General features: G+C 68.3%; 16 protein-coding genes. 8 read left to right on the top strand and 8 right to left on the bottom strand.

Features of this window, described 5'->3' with window-relative positions; translation table 11 throughout:
- Window positions 1-86: 86 nt before the first annotated feature.
- From NKG96_RS01270 to NKG96_RS01260, 3 genes are all read right to left on the bottom strand, one after another.
- Window positions 87-2072 carry a helix-hairpin-helix domain-containing protein gene (locus tag NKG96_RS01270; protein ID WP_254536655.1) on the bottom strand — a complete coding sequence of 662 codons (1986 nt, stop codon included), beginning with the start codon at window positions 2070-2072 and terminating at the stop codon, window positions 87-89.
- Between the two features lie 93 nt (window positions 2073-2165).
- Window positions 2166-2438: a hypothetical protein gene (locus NKG96_RS01265; protein WP_254536654.1), complete on the bottom strand. Its 273-nt coding sequence runs from the start codon at window positions 2436-2438 to the stop codon at window positions 2166-2168.
- 2 nt (window positions 2439-2440) lie between these two features.
- Complete coding sequence (locus NKG96_RS01260) at window positions 2441-2746, bottom strand: hypothetical protein (protein ID WP_254536653.1); 306 nt, start codon at window positions 2744-2746, stop codon at window positions 2441-2443.
- A gap of 139 nt (window positions 2747-2885) precedes the next feature.
- On the opposite strand from NKG96_RS01260, the gene larE reads away from it, so the two are divergent.
- On the top strand, window positions 2886-3758 hold the full coding sequence (gene larE / locus NKG96_RS01255; protein WP_254536652.1) for an ATP-dependent sacrificial sulfur transferase LarE: 873 nt from the start codon (window positions 2886-2888) through the stop codon (window positions 3756-3758).
- A gap of 49 nt (window positions 3759-3807) precedes the next feature.
- Here the strand turns inward: larE and NKG96_RS01250 are convergent, their stop codons facing one another.
- A complete protein-coding gene (locus tag NKG96_RS01250) occupies window positions 3808-5070 on the bottom strand; it encodes a twin-arginine translocase subunit TatC (RefSeq protein ID WP_254536651.1) in 1263 nt (420 codons plus the stop codon).
- 89 nt (window positions 5071-5159) lie between these two features.
- Here NKG96_RS01250 and NKG96_RS01245 point away from each other — a divergent pair, with 89 nt between their 5' ends.
- The 4 genes from NKG96_RS01245 to NKG96_RS01230 all read left to right on the top strand — a co-directional run bounded on the left by NKG96_RS01245 (window position 5160) and on the right by NKG96_RS01230 (window position 9007).
- Window positions 5160-7490, top strand: coding sequence for a twin-arginine translocase subunit TatC (locus NKG96_RS01245; RefSeq protein WP_254536650.1), 2331 nt, complete (start codon window positions 5160-5162; stop codon window positions 7488-7490).
- A 183-nt stretch (window positions 7491-7673) separates the two neighbouring features.
- Window positions 7674-8072 carry a hypothetical protein gene (locus NKG96_RS01240; protein WP_254536649.1) on the top strand — a complete coding sequence of 133 codons (399 nt, stop codon included), beginning with the start codon at window positions 7674-7676 and terminating at the stop codon, window positions 8070-8072.
- Between the two features lie 49 nt (window positions 8073-8121).
- Window positions 8122-8298, top strand: a complete 177-nt coding sequence (locus NKG96_RS01235) for a ribbon-helix-helix domain-containing protein (RefSeq protein WP_254536648.1) — start codon at window positions 8122-8124, stop codon at window positions 8296-8298.
- Window positions 8291-9007, top strand: a complete 717-nt coding sequence (locus NKG96_RS01230; protein WP_254536647.1) for a queuosine precursor transporter — start codon at window positions 8291-8293, stop codon at window positions 9005-9007. Before NKG96_RS01235 ends, NKG96_RS01230 begins: the two co-directional genes overlap by 8 nt.
- An 18-nt stretch (window positions 9008-9025) precedes the next feature.
- Here NKG96_RS01230 and NKG96_RS01225 read toward each other — a convergent pair whose 3' ends face one another.
- Entirely contained in the window at window positions 9026-9787 is a 762-nt protein-coding gene (locus NKG96_RS01225; protein WP_254536646.1) for a 23S rRNA (uridine(2552)-2'-O)-methyltransferase, read from the bottom strand.
- Window positions 9788-9833: 46 nt separating this feature from the next.
- A complete protein-coding gene (locus tag NKG96_RS01220) occupies window positions 9834-10487 on the bottom strand; it encodes a hypothetical protein (RefSeq protein ID WP_254536645.1) in 654 nt (217 codons plus the stop codon).
- 126 nt (window positions 10488-10613) lie between these two features.
- On the opposite strand from NKG96_RS01220, the gene NKG96_RS01215 reads away from it, so the two are divergent.
- Window positions 10614-11357, top strand: a complete 744-nt coding sequence (locus NKG96_RS01215) for a DNA polymerase sliding clamp (RefSeq protein WP_254536644.1) — start codon at window positions 10614-10616, stop codon at window positions 11355-11357.
- A gap of 1124 nt (window positions 11358-12481) precedes the next feature.
- On the opposite strand, the gene NKG96_RS01210 is transcribed toward NKG96_RS01215, so the two are convergent.
- Complete coding sequence (locus tag NKG96_RS01210; RefSeq protein WP_254536643.1) at window positions 12482-13069, bottom strand: DUF7474 family protein; 588 nt, start codon at window positions 13067-13069, stop codon at window positions 12482-12484.
- A gap of 260 nt (window positions 13070-13329) precedes the next feature.
- On the opposite strand from NKG96_RS01210, the gene NKG96_RS01205 reads away from it, so the two are divergent.
- Complete coding sequence (locus NKG96_RS01205) at window positions 13330-14388, top strand: DNA primase large subunit PriL (RefSeq protein WP_254536642.1); 1059 nt, start codon at window positions 13330-13332, stop codon at window positions 14386-14388.
- Between the two features lie 36 nt (window positions 14389-14424).
- On the opposite strand, the gene NKG96_RS01200 is transcribed toward NKG96_RS01205, so the two are convergent.
- Window positions 14425-14625 (bottom strand): DUF7472 family protein, encoded by a 201-nt coding sequence (locus tag NKG96_RS01200; protein ID WP_254536641.1) that lies wholly within the window; start codon window positions 14623-14625, stop codon window positions 14425-14427.
- Between the two features lie 276 nt (window positions 14626-14901).
- Here NKG96_RS01200 and NKG96_RS01195 point away from each other — a divergent pair, with 276 nt between their 5' ends.
- Window positions 14902-15537: an SWIM zinc finger family protein gene (locus tag NKG96_RS01195; protein WP_368409266.1), complete on the top strand. Its 636-nt coding sequence runs from the start codon at window positions 14902-14904 to the stop codon at window positions 15535-15537.
- The last annotated feature ends 4 nt before the right edge of the window (window positions 15538-15541 follow it).

The following is a 15541-nucleotide window of genomic DNA, read 5'->3' as shown; positions in this document are numbered from 1 at the left end:
CACCTCGCTACGCAGAGCACATAAGCGTTCGGCGTACGCCCGTCTGACGCGTCGGCGAATCGGCCGATTGTACCCTCGTGAGTCGCTCAGGCGTCCGCTTCGAACTTCGTCAGGAGCCGCCGGTAGAAGTCGTTGTCCGCGTCGCTCTCGGCGAGTTTCTCGACGATGAGTTCGGGCGTCGACCGGGCGAGTCGCCCCTTCACGGGCGACCGCTCGACGCGCAACTCGCCGTCGACCAGTCCGACCGCCTCGATGCCGTCGACCTGCACGTCGAAGCCCGTCGCGTCCCGAATCTCGCCCGCGAGGTGCGAGACGAACACCGCCGTCGCCCCCTGTTCGTGGAGGGCTTCGAGGATGCCCGCGATGATGCGGGCGCTCGCCCCCGGTTCCGTGATGCTCTCCAGTTCGTCCACGAGCACCAACCTGTTGCCGGGGCCGGTCACGAGGCCGCCGAACTCCCGGAGGGTGGCCTCGAACGCCCCCGCATCGAGGGTGCCCTGACTCTTCGCCTGATAGTGCAGGGCGTCGAAGCGTTCCAGCGTGACGCCCTCGGCGGGCACCGGGAGACCCATCTGTGCGAGGACGACGGTCAGGCCCACAAGGTCGATGGTCGACGTCTTCCCGCCGGAGTTCACCCCCGAGAGGAGCGCCACGCCCCCGACGCGGTAGTCCACCGGGTCCACGAGGTCGAAGTCGACGTCCAGCAAGGGGGAACGCCCACCCTCGATGTCGATTCCCGCGCCATCCTCGAACTCGGGAAGGACGCACTCGAAATCGCGGGCGAACCGCGAGACGGCCAGTTCCACGTCCAGTTCGAGGGCGGCGTGGACGAGGTCCTCGACCGGCCCTCTGAGTGCGGCGAGGTCCGCCGCGAGGTCGGCTTTCAGCCGCGAAGCCCGGCGGTCCCGCTCGGCGGTGAGTTCCGTCCGCAGGCGACTCACCGCGCTCTCCTGGTGCTCGACGGGGAACGTGGGGTCCTCGGAGAACGCCTGCTCGGCGAGGTCCACGTGGTCGCGAAGCGAGAGGGCGTCCACGAGGTGGGCGCGCGCCGCCTCGATGGCCTCCTCGAACTCGTCGGCGAGTTCGCGGTCCAGCAGGGTGTCGACGCGCGCGCCCTGTTCGACGAGCGACAGCAGGTCCGCACCCTCGATGGTCACGTCGCGTTCCTGAATCGCCTCACGGAGGCGGTCGTTGGCGACGCTCTCGGCCGTGGAGACGGCCGCGTCGACGTCGTCGACGGCGTTCGTCAGGCGGTCGAGTTCCTCGTCGCCTTTCACCGTCCCGTCCTCGCTCAACCTGTCGAGGCCGCTCCGGAGGGCGTCGAGGTCGAACGGCGCGTCGAGACCCGCGGCGTCGTGGACCGCGGCGGCCGCTTCGAGGCGCGCGCGGTTGTCGGCGAAGAAGCGCAGCAGGCGTTCGGGGACCACCTCCTCCAGTCGGTCCTCGGCGTCCGGGACGACGCGCACGTCGCCGTCGAGGTCCAACCCCGCGAACGTCTCGTCCAGCGCGACGACCGTCGCGTACCCGCGGGCGAGTTCCGCGAGGTCGCGGCTGTCCTCGACGAGTTCGACGCTCAGTTCCGGGAACGCCTCCTTCGCGCTGGCGTACGTCTCGGCGTCGTTCGTCGCGAGACAGCGGTCCCTGACGCGCAGGCCGGTCGGCGTCGAGAGCGGCGCGACACCCCCCAGCGCGTCGAGCGCCTCCGGGTCCGGGTCGCGCTCGGCGGCCGCCGTCGCGAACTCCCGTACTTCGTCGATGCGGGAGGCGCTGGCGCTCGGGTAGACCGTCTCCAGTCGCTTCCGGGCGTAGTCGGTCACCGCGCGCTCCTGGAGGAGCGAGAGGGCGGCCTCGTACAGTTCGCGGGCGCGGTCGGTGCGGAGGAACTCCGTCGTGTCGCCGTGTCGCCGGCGGATGGCTCCCCGGGCGATGCGCGCCGCACGGCCCTCGGTGATACCGGGGGCGCGCGCCAGCGCCGCGACGTCCCCCTCGCGGAGCGCCCGCTCGGGGTCCTCGAGTCGCGCGAGGCGTTCGGCGGTCTTGGCACCGACGCCCGGGATGGCCTCGAGGTCCATACCCGGCCCGTTACCGGCCGCCGAGAAAGGTCCGTCGCTCCACGAGTGGTGTGTTGGCTTCCGTCGTGCCCCGCCTCCTTCCGCCGCGGCCGGTCACTCCGAGTCGTCCCCGACGGGCAGGTGTGACTTCGCGAAGTCGCTCAGCCACGTCCACCCGGCCCGCTCGCGGGTGTCGTCGACGAGGTCCTCGACGGTCGACCCGTCGGCGACGGGTCGTTCGTTCTCCCGCCCGACGACGCCGTCAACCGTCGCCATCCCCTCGAACGTCGCCCGGCCCGCCTCGTCGTAGTAGACCGGGGCCCCCCGCCCGTTCACGCCGAGCAACTGCCCGCCGTCGTACTCCTCGGGGAACCGGTCGTCCGCCATCGTCAGTGGTCGTCCCCCTCCGAACGCATCCCCGGCAGGTGTGACTTCGCGAACTCGGTGACGGACTGCCACGTGCTCGACTCCTCCTCGACGTACGACCCGACCTCCCGGTCGCCGAGGGCGGTCCGGTCCGTCCACTCGTCGAGCAGTTGGCCGCTGTCGACCTTCCCCGTCAGCACCGTGTTCGACTCGGCGTCGAAGTACAGCGGCGCGCCGCTCTCGTCGACGCCCAGCAGGTGCGACCCGCGGTGGTCCTCGGGGTACTTCGGCGTCCCGTCGTGTTCCGTGGTGCTGTCGCGTCCCGACATGGCCGGGGGTGACTCGCGCCCATAAGGTGACTGTTGTGCCCGCAGGTTCCTGCCGTCCTCCGGAATCCCCGCGCCATCTCCGGGTCCGTCCTCGCGGCGTGATGCGTGGGCTTTTGCCCGCCGCGGGCGAGGCCCGAGTATGACCCTCGACGACAAGGTGGCCGCCGCGCGCGCCGCCCTCGAAGAACGGGAGGGCGTCCTCGTCGCGTTCTCCGGCGGGGTCGACTCCAGCGTCGTCGCCGCCCTCGCCCACGACGTGTTGGGGGAGAACGCCGTCGCCTGCACCGCCAGAAGCGAGACGCTCCCCGAGGCGGAACTCGACGACGCCCGGCGGGTCGCCGACGAAATCGGCATCCGACACGAGGTGGTCCAGTTCTCCGAACTGGAGAACCCCGACTTCGTGAAGAACGACGGCGACCGCTGTTACCACTGCCGGACGATGCGTCTCTCGAAGATGTACGAACGCGCACAGGCGCTCGATATTCCCACCGTCTGCGACGGGACGAACGCCTCGGACCCCGGCGAGGGCCACCGGCCCGGCCTCCGTGCGGTGGCGGAACTGGAGGTGTTCTCGCCCCTCCTCGCCCACGACGTCACGAAGGAGGAGGTGCGCGAAATCGCCCGGGAATACGGTCTCTCGGTCGCCGACAAGCCCGCGATGGCCTGTCTCTCCTCGCGCATCCCGACGGGACTGGAAGTCACGGAAGAACGGCTCTCGCGGGTCGAACGCGCCGAACGCCTCCTGCGGACGTGGGGCTTCGAGCAGTTCCGCGTCCGCGACCACGACGGCCTCGCGCGCATCGAGGTGGGACGCGAGGAACTCGAACGGGCGCTGGACCCCGCGTTCGCCGACGCCGCCGAGGAGCACCTCTCGGACATCGGCTTCGACCACGTCACCCTCGACCTGGGCGGCTACGCCACCGGGAGCGTCAGCCCCGCGAACGAGTCCGTCGAGGAGTCGAGTGACGGCGAGGTCACGAACGTCTTCGATACGGACTATCCGACCAGCTAGCCGGCTCTCCGACTGTTCTACTGCACCCGAAAATCGGACAGCGACGGCCTCAGCGTCCCGCCCAGCGCAGGAGGAGCAGGGTCCCCTCGAACAGCACCACCATCGTCAGCGCGACGATGATGGGCGCCATCCCGGTCGGGTCGGGGCTGAACAGGAGCGCCACGCCGAGGAAGCCACCCCAGAAGTAGAGGCGACGCTGGACCAGCCAGCGGCGGGTGGTCAGCCCCATCATCACGGCGAGCATGATGAGCAGGGGTATCTGGAAGACTGCGGCGAAGAAGCCCATCATGAGCAACATCAGGCCGAACGTGTCGGTCAGCCCGAAGGCGATGTCCGCCGCGCCGGTCGTGTAGCTGACGAAGTAGGAGAACAGCGCGGGGAGGACGAGGTAGAACGCGAACCCGACCCCGATGAACGCGAGGACGAGGCTCGTCGGCACCGCCGCGAGGTAGTAACGACGTTCGTGCTGGTAGAGACCGGGGCGCATGAACAGGTACGTCTGGAAGACGAACACGGGGAGGGCGACGACGAACCCGGCGAGTGTCGCGACCTTCAGGCGCGCGAGGACGAGCGCCAGCGGCCGGTAGACGTGGGGCGCGTTGGGCACGTCCTGGACGTTGCCGAGGATGGAGTACCAGATGAAGTTGATCAGGTCCACCGAAAAGGGGAGGACGAGGACGCTCACCACCGACATCGCGATGATGACGATGCCGAGGCGCCGCACCATCTCCTCGATGTGGTCGGCCAGCGGCATCTCCTGGTCGCCCTCGGGACCCTCGAACCCGTCGAAGTCATCGTCGAAGTCGTCCGAGAACCCGCCGCCAGAGACCGTCGCGCCGCCGTCGGACTGGGCGACGGCCGCGTCCTCGTCGTCGTCCACCTCCTCCATCGCGTCCCAGTCGATGCCCTGGTCGGCGAGGTCCGGGTCGAGTTCGGTCGGGTCCCGCTGCTCCTCGCGTTCGGGCGTCTCGCCATCCCGCTCGTCGTCGTCGGCGTCACCGCCCGGGACGTCGTCCTCCTGAACCCACGCCGGGAGCGACCCCTCGGTCGGGAGGCCGGACTCGTCGTCGTCCGCGTCTGCGTCCGCATCCGCATCTGCGTCCGTGTCTGTGTCTGTGTCTGCATCCACATCCGCGTCAATGTCGGCGGCCTCCCCCGACTCGTCGGCGCCGTCACCGTGGTCCGGGTCGGTCGCCTCGGGCGAGGTGGAGGTCTCGTCCCCCTCCCCCGCGTCGGGGGTCTCGGGGGACTCGCGGTCCGCGTCGCTGCCCGCCTCGTCCTCGTCGGGCTCACGACGCGTGTCGTCGCTCATCACCCCGTTGTAGGTCACCGCGCCGTTGTAAGCCTTCTCACCCGACGGCGACGGAAAAGATTGATAGCGACGAGTAGGCTAGGTCGGGTGTGTCGGGCGCTATCGACGACGGTACGAAACGTGCCATAGCAGACGGCAGGGCCGCCGTCGGAGAGGTCCTCCGCGCGGCCCAGAGCCATCTCCAGAAGGTGGCGCTCGTCTTCCTGTTCGGTCTGCTCGGTACCATCTTCTACCTCTACTACTTCGGGTGGGCGCGCCTCCGGGCGGACCTCATCTCCCACACCGAAGCCGGTATCATCGCCGTCACGCCCTTCGACGTCATCCTCCTGCAGGCGAAGATCGGGATGATCGTGGGTGCGATCCTCTCCCTCCCGGTCCTCATCTACTTCTCGCGCGACGCGCTCCGCCAGCGCGGATGGTGGCCCGCCGAGAAAGTCCCCACGTGGCAACTGGTCTTCCTCGGGGGGATGGCGCTCGTACTGTTCCTCCTCGGCATCGCCTACGGCTACTACGTCTTCTTCCCGGTGATGTTCGAGTTCCTCGCCTCGAACGCCACCACCTCCGGGTTCACGCCCACGTACTCCATCGTGAAGTGGGCCGAGTTCGTCCTCTTTCTCACCCTCTCGTTCGGCCTCGCGGCGCAGTTGCCCCTCGTCATGTCCGCGCTCGCGTTCGCTGACATCGTCCCCTACGAGACGTTCCGCGACAACTGGCGCTACGCCGTCGTCGCCATCTTCGTCTTCGGGGCGCTGTTCTCCCCGCCGGACCCATTCACGCAGATCATGTGGGCCGTCCCACTGCTCGTCCTCTACTGGCTCAGCCTCGGGCTGGCGAAGTTCGTCGTCACCACCAAGCGGGGGAGCGCGGAGGTGGACTTCCGCGCCCAGATGCGCGAGAACTGGTACGTCTTCGCGGGGACGTTCACCGCCACCTTCGGCGTCGTCTACGCCGCCATCGCCTACGGCGGCGGGACCTACTTCAACGAACAGGTCCGCCCGCTGTTCCCCGCCGGCTACCAGCCTCCCGTCCTTCCGCGGATAGAGGACCTCTGGGGCCTCCCGCGCCTCGAAGCGATTTTCGCCACCGCCGTCGTCGCCGGTCTGGGGATGGTGCTGGTCGTGATGGTGTACTACGTCTACCTCTGCTTGCAGGCGGCCAGTCGGATGGTGGCGGCGGCCGACCGGGCCGAACGCGCCCGCTTCGGCGACCCGACGGCCATCGACGTGGACGAACTCGACGCCGCGGGCGTGCGTGCCGCCCCCGACGAGGTGTTCGCCGCCATGAGCGAGGACGACTCGCTCGCCCACGCGCGGACCGCCATGGCCGCGGGCGACCACGAGAAGGCACAGGCCATCCTCGACCGCTTCGACACGGCGCAGACCGCGGCGGACGCCGAGGACGCCGACGCCGACGTGGAGGAGGCGACGGCCGAGACCGCCTTCGAGGAGGGTGACGAGACGGACGAGGACGAGAGCGGCCTGTTCACCCGCACGACGGCGGGAATGGTCGACTCGTTCACCGAGGACGAGACCACCGAGGAGGACATCGGCGGCTACCTCTACGACCTCCAGTTCATCCTCGGGAGCCTCACGTCCAAGTCGTTCCGCCTCATCGCGGTGTTCATGACCGTCCTCGCGGTCACCTTCGGGTGGCTCTACGCGGGCGGTATCGGCGACATCAAACGCGACTTCCTGGGTCGCCTCCCGACGGCGGTGACGGCCTCCTCCGGACCGCTCGTCCCCACGAACCCGCTCGCGGGCGGTCTCGGTCCGCTCGACCCCGGGTTCGTCTACCGCCTCGAACAGACCGTCACGCCCCAGAGCGTCGACATCGTCACGCTCCACCCCGTTGAGGCGCTGGTCTTCGAGGTGAAGGTGTCGACCATCGTCGCCGCCGTCGCGGTCATCCCGCTCCTGCTCTACTACGCGTGGCCGGCGCTCAAACAGCGCGGACTGGTCGGCGGCGACCGGAACGTGCTGTTCTTCTGGGCCGCGACGACGTTCGTCGCACTCGCCCTCGGGAGCGCCGTCGGCTACGCCGTCGTCGCCCCGACGGTCATCTCGTGGCTGGCCGCCGACGTGGTGAACAACGCGATGCTCATCAAGTACCAGATCAACGGCTTCGGCTGGCTGGTGTTCTTCACCACCGTCGGCGTCGGCCTCCTCGCCACTATCCCCTCGACGATGCTGCTGTTCCACCGCGGCGGCCTCGTCCCCTACGCGACGATGCGCGCCCGCTGGCGGGAGTTCACCGTCGCGGTGATGCTCGCCGCCGCCGTCCTCTCGCCCCGGGGGGTGTTCACCATGTTCCTGTTCGGCCTCCCGGTGGTCTTCGCGTACGGCCTCGGCCTCGGCCTGCTGTGGGTGTACACCCTCGGGGGCCGCCGGACGCCCCGCTCGGCGGGTCAGCGCGCCGACTGAGTGAAGAATCGGGAGCTTTTTGCCGATAGCTCACGCACCGGTGTACGACGTTCGCGACCGAGAGACTATCAGTCAGAACGAATACATCTCAAGGCATGTCCCCCGACGACCCCCGGATGGCGGCCCGTACCGCCCGTCGACCCACGACCGGTTCGCGCCGCTCGCCCGCCGACGAGGACACGGATGAGTGAGTCCGCGGTGGCTCTCCTCCGAGGGGACGAGGATACCCGTCAGTGGTTCGTCTCCGGACTGTACGCCGTGGGCGTCCTCTGTATCGTCGCGGTTGTGGTCCTCCCCGGCGGTGCGGTCGGCGACACGCTCTACCGCGAGGTGTTCCCATGGGCTCTCCTGGGGACGCCGCCGGTCGTCTCGGCCATCAGCGCGGGCCGCGGCGGCGGCCTCGCCGAGAGCCTCGCCATCGGCGTGGTGCCGACGGCGGCGTTCGCCCTCTTCGGTCGCAGCGAGGCCCTCGTCGTCGGCACGACGGGTACCGTCGCAGCCATCTGCCTCGGCGGCGCGCTCGTCGGGTTCGTCGCGGGCTACGCGGGCCGCGAACTCCTCCGTCTCTTTCAGGCGCACTGATTCGCCGCGGAACCGACACTCTCTCCTATTCGTGGGGTAATCCTGGAGTATGCCCAAGATAAGCGTCGAGGTCCCACAGGAGCTCCTCGACGATCTCGACGCCCACGTCGGCGACGACGGGAAGTACGTCAACCGGAGCGACGCCATCCGTGCGTCCATCAGGAAGAACCTCGACATCTTAGACGAGATAGACGCCCGCCACGGGCGACTGGCGGACGATGAGTAGCACGCCCGACCGGGGCGTCCCCGTCCCCGCGCTGGCGCTGGCCGCGCTGTTCGTGACGGCACTCGTCACCGCACAGTTGACCGCCGCGAAGGTGCTCCTGTTCCAGTCGCCGCTCTCGCTCCCGCTGGCGGGGTCGACGCTCGCCCTGCCGGGGGCGGCGCTGGCCTACGCGCTGACGTTCTTCGCCAGCGACTGCTACTCCGAACTGTACGGCAAGCGGGCGGCACAGGCGATGGTCAACGTCGGCTTCGTCATGAACTTCGTCGTGCTGGCGCTCGTCTGGAGCACCATCCTCGCGCCCGCCGCGAACCCCGAGTTCGCCGGGCAGTTCCGCGCCGTCCTCGGCGCCTCGACGAACATCGTCGTCGGCAGTCTCCTCGCCTACGTCGTCAGCCAGAACTGGGACGTCGTCGTCTTCCACGGCCTGCGCGAGTACACCGACGGCGACCACCTCTGGCTCCGCAACGTCGGTTCGACGGCGAGCAGCCAACTCCTCGATACCGTCATCTTCGTCGGGGTGGCGTTCTTCCTCGCGCCCGTCGTCCTCGGCGTCGGCGAGGCACTGCCCCTCTCGGTGGTGGCGTCGCTCGTCGTCGGGCAGTACCTCCTCAAGTTGCTCATCGCCCTCGTCGACACGCCGTTCGTCTACGCCGTCGTCCGGGCGGTGCGCGACGGCGAGACCGACACGCGGGCGACGCCGAGCGGCTGATTCCCGACGACTTCCCGTCTACGCTCCCACTTTCTCCGCGAACCCGAAGTTCGGCTTCACGTCGCCGACGCGCACGGTGACCACGTCGCCCGCCTCGGTGTCGGGGACGAACAGCGTGTAGCCCTCCACCTTGGCGATGCCGTCGCCCTCGCTCCCCACGTCCGTGATTTCCACTTCGAGTTCGTCGCCCTCCCTGACAGGCGCGGTGAGGCGACCCTTCGCGACGAGGTACAGTTCCGAGGACTCCTTGCGCGAGGCCTCCGGGCGGACCTCCCGGACGTACTCGAACTCCTCTTCTACGTCCGCCTTGAGGTCCTGCAGGTCGGGGCCGTCGAACACCTTCATCACGAGGTCGCCGCCCGATTCGAGCAGTTCGAGGCTCGTCTCGAAGGCCTGTCGCGCGAGGTACACCGACCGGGCGTGGTCCAGCGAGTACTCCCCGGTCATGTTCGGGGCCATGTCCGAGAGCACCACGTCTGCGGTGCCGACGCTGTCGAGGACCTCCTGTCGGGTCTCGGCTTCCGTCATGTCACCGCGAATCGTCTCGACGCCGTCGATTGGCTTGATGCGCTGGAGGTCGACGCCGACGACGCTGCCGTCCTCGCCGGTGAGTTCCCGTGCCACCTGCAGCCACCCGCCGGGGGCGGCCCCGAGGTCGACGACGGTGTCCCCCTCCGAGAACAGGTGGGCCGTCTCGTCCAACTGCTTCAGCTTGTAGGCCGCGCGCGAGCGGTAGCCCTGCTGCTTCGCGCGGTTGTAGAAATCGTCCTTGCGGCTCATTTGCCGACGGTAGGCGAGAGGGCCGGATACGCCCTTCGCTCTCCCCTCACTCCCCGTCGCCGCGCCGGGCAAGCGCGTACGCGCCACCCGCGAGGCCCCCGACCGCGGCCAGCGGACCGAACCCGGGGCCGAACGCGCCCGAGGACCCGCCGTCCCCTTCCGCGCCCGTCTGCCCGGAGTCGGCTGCGACGTACCCTCGCTTGCGGTTCGGCGCTCGGATGTTCTCCATCTGGACGCCGATGTACGCGTTCGAACACTCGCGCTGGCTGTTGATGACCAGCAGGTCGCCCGGACGCAGGTCCGTGCCGTTCGGGACGTACACCGTCGAGGCGATCGTCTCCTGTTCCTGGCCGACCCGGTCGACGAGCTGCGTCTCGAAGATGTCCGTATCGTCGGGATTCCAGTTCACGAACGAGCACTCGCTGATGTCGCCCACATCGAGGCTGTCGAGTCGGGCGGTCAGGTGGACCAAAAAGCCCGTGTAGTCCTTGTCCGCGGTCACACGACCCGTCTCGGGCATGACGCCGCGCGTCTGGATGCGCAGACTCCCGTCGTCCGAGCCGTTCTCGCTGTCGTTGCTCCCGTTTTGCTCCTGTGCGCTCGCGAGCCCCGGTGCGGCCGCCAGCCCGGCGAGGCCGGCGCCCGTCGTCGTGAGGAGACGGCGCCGCGAGAGCGTCGCATCGATGTCGGGATCGTTCACAGTATCCGGTGACTCGTCGAACCTATTTGGCGCTTGCCCCCACCGCGAGGCCCCCGCCGGTCGGTCGAGTCGCCCGCGTGCGCGTGAATCGTTTATGTTTTTACCCCCTCGCGGATACACGAAGACATGTTCAAGGCTATCGTGAGCTCGGGGACGCTCCGGGCGGCGCTCGACTCGGTGAGCGTGCTGGTAGAGGAGTGCAAGATCCGACTGGACGAGGACGAGCTCACGATTCGCGCCGTCGACCCCGCGAACGTCGGCATGGTCGACCTCTCGCTCGACACCGCGGCCTTCGAGTCCTACGAGACCGACGGCGGCGTCATCGGCGTCAACCTCTCGCGTCTGGAGGAGATCGCGAAGATGGCCGACGCCGACCAGCTGGTCCACCTCGAACTCGACGAGGAGACCCGCAAGCTCCACATCGAGTTCGACGGGCTGGAGTACACCCTCGCGCTCATCGACCCCGACTCCATCCGGCAGGAACCCGACCTGCCCGACCTGGACCTCGCCGCCGAGATCGTCGTCGAGGGCCGCGACATCGACCGCGCGGTGAAGGCCGCCGACATGGTCTCCGACCACATCGCACTCGGCGTCGACACCGAGGCCGAGACGTTCTACGTCGACGCGCAGGGCGACACCGACGACGTCCACCTCGAACTCACCCGGGAGGACCTCATCGACCTCTCGCCGGGCGACGCCCACTCGCTGTTCAGCCTCGACTACCTCAAGGAGATGAACAAGGCCATCCCGAAGGACGCCGAGGTCACCATCGAACTCGGCGAGGAGTTCCCCGTCAAACTCCACTTCGACATCGCGGAGGGGCAGGGCAACGTCACCTACATGCTCGCCCCCCGCATCCAGAGCGACTGAAACGTATCAAACGACGCTCTCTACTCTTTTTTTTGGACGCTCCGATGTAGCTATCTGTGGGCAAGCCTTATCAGCAATCGGACTCAACCTATAGTTGAGGAAGCGGTACGTACCCTTGCAATCCGCGGGGTGCGTTCCGGTTAGGGACGCGAGGTCAAAGCTCCCGTCCTGTTGACTTCCGATTTCAACTTACTCCAGTCTCAGTAGATACTCTCGCAGTGTCTCAGACTGGATCCGGTCAATCATATTTTCGTACTGTCTGCGGCCACTTACCGTACTGTCCCTTGGAAGCCGTCGACCCTGCATCCACGCTACTACGCGCGACCGTTCTGTACTCTGCTGGACGCTACCAGACGTTCGTAGTCGGTAGAACGCACTTGGAACGCCATCGTTCGATGCTTTCCAAGACGAATCGATTCTTGCTACATTCAGGGCTAACGACTCCAAACCGATTCCCGATATCATCCGGTTGCGCACGTAACCAGCGATGTAGTCCGCTGCAGTCACTTCAGGATATGAGAGGTCGGCTTTCGGCAGCGCAGCTGTGTAAACGGGACAGACACGAGAATCGAAGCCGTTGCCGAACTGCGATGCAGCGTGTTGGCGGAGGTACTTCTGGGTCCGTCCATATGTGTCCTCGCTCCCGTCGTGCAGCATGACTGCACTATCTCCTGAGTACTCTGGTGACGAGTCCATAGTTAGTGCCTTCGTTGTCACAATATTCGCTGTCGCGGCCCGTTGTCGGACTGTGTAGTCGTCCCAGCCACCGACTACGGCCACCGTTATTCCTGTCGAGTACACTGATTCGAGGAACGATTCGAGCGTTCAGTTCATCGCCACTAAGGACAGCAGTTCTCGAACGGGACTTACTCCGCCAGGGTTCGAGACCAGTACTAACTAACTGCTCTGCTAGCCACTCACTTTTTTCCCTCGAACATTGTACTGCTGCAAACACGTACGGCCCGTCCCCTCTTGGACTCCCGGACTCATCTACCCCGATGGTGTACTGTGCTCGGTAGCGAGTCCCCGACCCAGCTTCTACTAGCTGGATATCTCGAACACCAGACACAACTCTACCTTCGAACCCTGATGTTCCTGATTATCATAGTGCTCCTGTCCATGGATCAGAGCGAGCGGTCGATGACCGCCTTCGCCGCCCGCGCCTTCTCCTTCCAGCCGTAGCCCGCCGTGTAGACGTGGCGTTTCGACTCGACGAGTTCCTCGGGCGTGGCCTCCTCGAACCCGCCGCGCGCCCACGTCCCCGACTCGTGGAGCCACGCGACGACGTTCTCCTTCGTCTCGGGCCACGAGAGGCCCACCATCTCGTAGTAGGCGACGAGCGCGAAGACGGCGTTGTCGTGGGTGCCCGGCACCGACCCCTTCTCGTAGACGGTGCGGATGGGTTCCATCGTCGGTTCGGACACCTGCTCTTTGAACTCGGCGGGCGAGAGCAGTTCGAGCGCCCCGCCAGGCGTCTCCCGGAGACGTTGCTCGTGGCGGAGACGCGAGAGCGCCGCGGAGCGGAGGCTGTCCCACGGCCCCTCCACCGCTTCACGGAGTCGTCCCTCCGTCGTCGCGCCGCCCGAGAGGACGGCCACGATGTCGGCGTAGGCCCGCTCGATTTCGTGCCACGGCGTCCCGTCGAACCGGCACTCCGGGCCGTGGAGACTGTTGGCGCTCCGACAGTCGGGACAGGGGTAACGGAACCGCACTGGACGTGTGTTGCCGTCGTCCGGTATAGGTCGTTCGCTCCGGGAGACGACCACGAGTGGTTGACCCTCCCGACCCTCCTGCTGGCCGTCCTCGGACTCGTCGTGGTTCGGAATCGCGGGCGTCCCCGTCGTCCTCGCCGCCTTCCTCGTCGCCCCGGGCGGCGCGTGGGCCGTCCTCCGCGGTCGGGGCGTGGGCTGACCGTCCGTCCCGGCCCCACAGACCGCGCCGTTTATTCGCCCGCCGTCCCGACCGATGGGGCATGGACGCCCGTCACGCCCGCTACCCGTTCCTCGACGGTGCCCGAGAGGCCGTCCAGCGGGCGGACGTCGCACTCGTCGACCTGGTGAACCGCGAGCGCGACCACCCGGCGGTGACTCGCGGCCGCGAGCGGGTCGAACGTGCACTCGTCGCCGGGACCGTCGCCAGCGAGGACCCGCGCGTCGACGCCCGCACGGAGGTCCTCTCCTACCCCATCGCCCGCGTCGTCGTCTCCCTGTTGGACGCGCCGGGAGCGGTCGAGAAGTACGCCGCGAGCGAGGCGGCCACCGCCCACGAACGGTTCGTCGAGGACCTCGAGCGCGGCGGTCAGTCGCGCCTCGGCGGGGGCGACCCCGACGTCTCGCTCGACGCCTTCCTCCGGGAGTTCGGCCTCGCGGGGTCGGTCCGGTCGGTCGACGGGGACTACCGCGTCGACGTGGGCGAGTACCTCGAACTGGCCCCGGAGGGGGAGTCGTGGCGACTCGTCCGGCGCGAACTCGGCGACGGGGCGGTGACGGTCACCCGGAGCGAACTGTACGACCTGCTTCGACAGGCCGTCGAGAACCGGGTCGCCGACGGCCTGCCGCTGGCGGTGCCCGACGAGATAGCGGACCCCCTCGCCCCCGTCGCGGAGTCCGTCTCCGCGACCCTGTCGAGCGCGGACTACCCCCGGTCGTTCGACCGGGTCGACCCCGACTCGTTCCCGCCGTGTATCGCGGCGCTTCTCGACCGGGCGCAGGCGGGCGAGGAACTGCCCCACCGCTCGCGGTTCGCGCTCGTCTCCTTTCTCGCCACGGTCGGGATGGACGCCGCCGCCATCACGGCGCTCTGTGGCCGCTCCGACGAGCAGTTCACCTACACGGCGGAGCGACTGGCGAGCGACGAGTCGGGCGCGGGCACGTACCCCTCGCCGAGCTGTGCCACCACGCAGGCGTGGGGCGACTGCGTGAACAGGGACGACCTCTGTGCGACCATCGACCACCCGCTGTCGTACTACGCGGCGCGGCTGGAGGGGGCGGAGCCGGGCGGCGAGGGCGACACCGGCGAGACGGCGGACTGACCGCTCACGGGTCGACGTGCGCGAGGGGACGGGGTTCTACTTGCGGGAGAGGACGAGGGCGACGACGACCATCAGCAGGACGAACCCGGCGATGGAGCCGATGAGCGCGAGCGCCCCCTGCTGGCTCAGGCCACCGTCGTTGAACGTCGAACCGATGCCGATGATGACGGCGATGAACAACCCGACAGTGACGGTGGAGACGGCGATTTCGAGCACCGTCTCGCGTTCGCTGGCCATGTCCGGCGTTCCGGCGGTCGGGGCAAAAACGCTTCGAAGCACCGATCGACCGCGAACCCGTCCCACCGGGGCTGACGGCCCGGTTTCTGGGGGTTGCGTCTGCCAGCGAGTGGTTCATGGGCCTGCGCGACCTACGTTTCGACTGGAGACGGTCCCGTCCGCTCCACCCAGTCAGCCATGACGCAAACCGAACACACACCAGCGTCACCGCGAGTCGCACTTGCGCCCGACACCCGGCTTCTCGACCCGCGCGCCGCCCGCGCGTGGACCGAGCGAATGGCCGTCTCGGCGCTCGGAGGCGGCATCTACGAGGTCGACAGCGACAGTGGCAACACCTACTCGGTCGACCTGCTCGAGTCGCGGTGCTCCTGTCCCGACCACCAGATGCGCGGCGAACGCTGTAAGCACATCCGCCGCGTTGCACTCGAAATCACGGGGGGTCGACTCCCCGCCCCCGGCCAGCGTGCGGTCGAGTGTCTGCACTGCGGCCGCGGGGCGTTCGTCCCCGAGTCCGCGCCCGCCGTCTGCGAGCGCTGTTACCTGCCGCCGGGCACGACGGTCCGCGACCGGGAGACGGGCGCGGTCGTCGTCGTCGTCGAGACGACGGGCGACCGGGCCGACGAGGTCACCATCGCCGCCAACCGCCCCCTCGAGGAGTTCGGCGCGGGCGCCGAGGGCGAGGCGGTGACCGTCGCGGACTACCCGAAGAACGAACACTACCCGAGTTCGGACCCCGTCGTCCGGGCGGTCTACCCCTTCTCGGGCGACCCGGAGACGCCGTTCGACGAACTCAGGCAGTACTCGTTCCCCCTCTCCCGTCTGGAGCAACTCGTCCCGCGGCGCGACGGTGACCGGGAGGGCAGTCCGGGTCGGGTCCGGGGCACCGACCCGCCGGCACTCCCCGCCGAGTAGGGGC

The sequence above is a fragment of the Halomarina litorea genome, from assembly GCF_024227715.1.
GTDB lineage: Archaea > Halobacteriota > Halobacteria > Halobacteriales > Haloarculaceae > Halomarina > Halomarina litorea.
Note: the sequence above shows the minus strand (reverse complement) of the source record. Positions and strands in the feature narration are given on the sequence as shown.

Excerpts from the sequence above, each read along its gene's own strand:
- NKG96_RS01270 (WP_254536655.1), bottom strand. The coding sequence starts at position 2,072 with ATGGACCTCGAGGCCATCCCGGGCGTCGGTGCCAAGACCGCCGAACGC.
- NKG96_RS01225 (WP_254536646.1), bottom strand. The coding sequence starts at position 9,787 with ATGAGCCGCAAGGACGATTTCTACAACCGCGCGAAGCAGCAGGGCTAC.
- NKG96_RS01195 (WP_368409266.1), top strand. The coding sequence starts at position 14,902 with ATGGCCGTCTCGGCGCTCGGAGGCGGCATCTACGAGGTCGACAGCGAC.
- NKG96_RS01240 (WP_254536649.1), top strand. The coding sequence starts at position 7,674 with ATGAGTGAGTCCGCGGTGGCTCTCCTCCGAGGGGACGAGGATACCCGT.
- NKG96_RS01260 (WP_254536653.1), bottom strand. The coding sequence starts at position 2,746 with ATGTCGGGACGCGACAGCACCACGGAACACGACGGGACGCCGAAGTAC.
- NKG96_RS01215 (WP_254536644.1), top strand. The coding sequence starts at position 10,614 with ATGTTCAAGGCTATCGTGAGCTCGGGGACGCTCCGGGCGGCGCTCGAC.
- NKG96_RS01250 (WP_254536651.1), bottom strand. The coding sequence starts at position 5,070 with ATGAGCGACGACACGCGTCGTGAGCCCGACGAGGACGAGGCGGGCAGC.
- NKG96_RS01235 (WP_254536648.1), top strand. The coding sequence starts at position 8,122 with ATGCCCAAGATAAGCGTCGAGGTCCCACAGGAGCTCCTCGACGATCTC.
- NKG96_RS01230 (WP_254536647.1), top strand. The coding sequence starts at position 8,291 with ATGAGTAGCACGCCCGACCGGGGCGTCCCCGTCCCCGCGCTGGCGCTG.
- NKG96_RS01200 (WP_254536641.1), bottom strand. The coding sequence starts at position 14,625 with ATGGCCAGCGAACGCGAGACGGTGCTCGAAATCGCCGTCTCCACCGTC.
- NKG96_RS01265 (WP_254536654.1), bottom strand. The coding sequence starts at position 2,438 with ATGGCGGACGACCGGTTCCCCGAGGAGTACGACGGCGGGCAGTTGCTC.
- larE (WP_254536652.1), top strand. The coding sequence starts at position 2,886 with ATGACCCTCGACGACAAGGTGGCCGCCGCGCGCGCCGCCCTCGAAGAA.
- NKG96_RS01205 (WP_254536642.1), top strand. The coding sequence starts at position 13,330 with ATGGACGCCCGTCACGCCCGCTACCCGTTCCTCGACGGTGCCCGAGAG.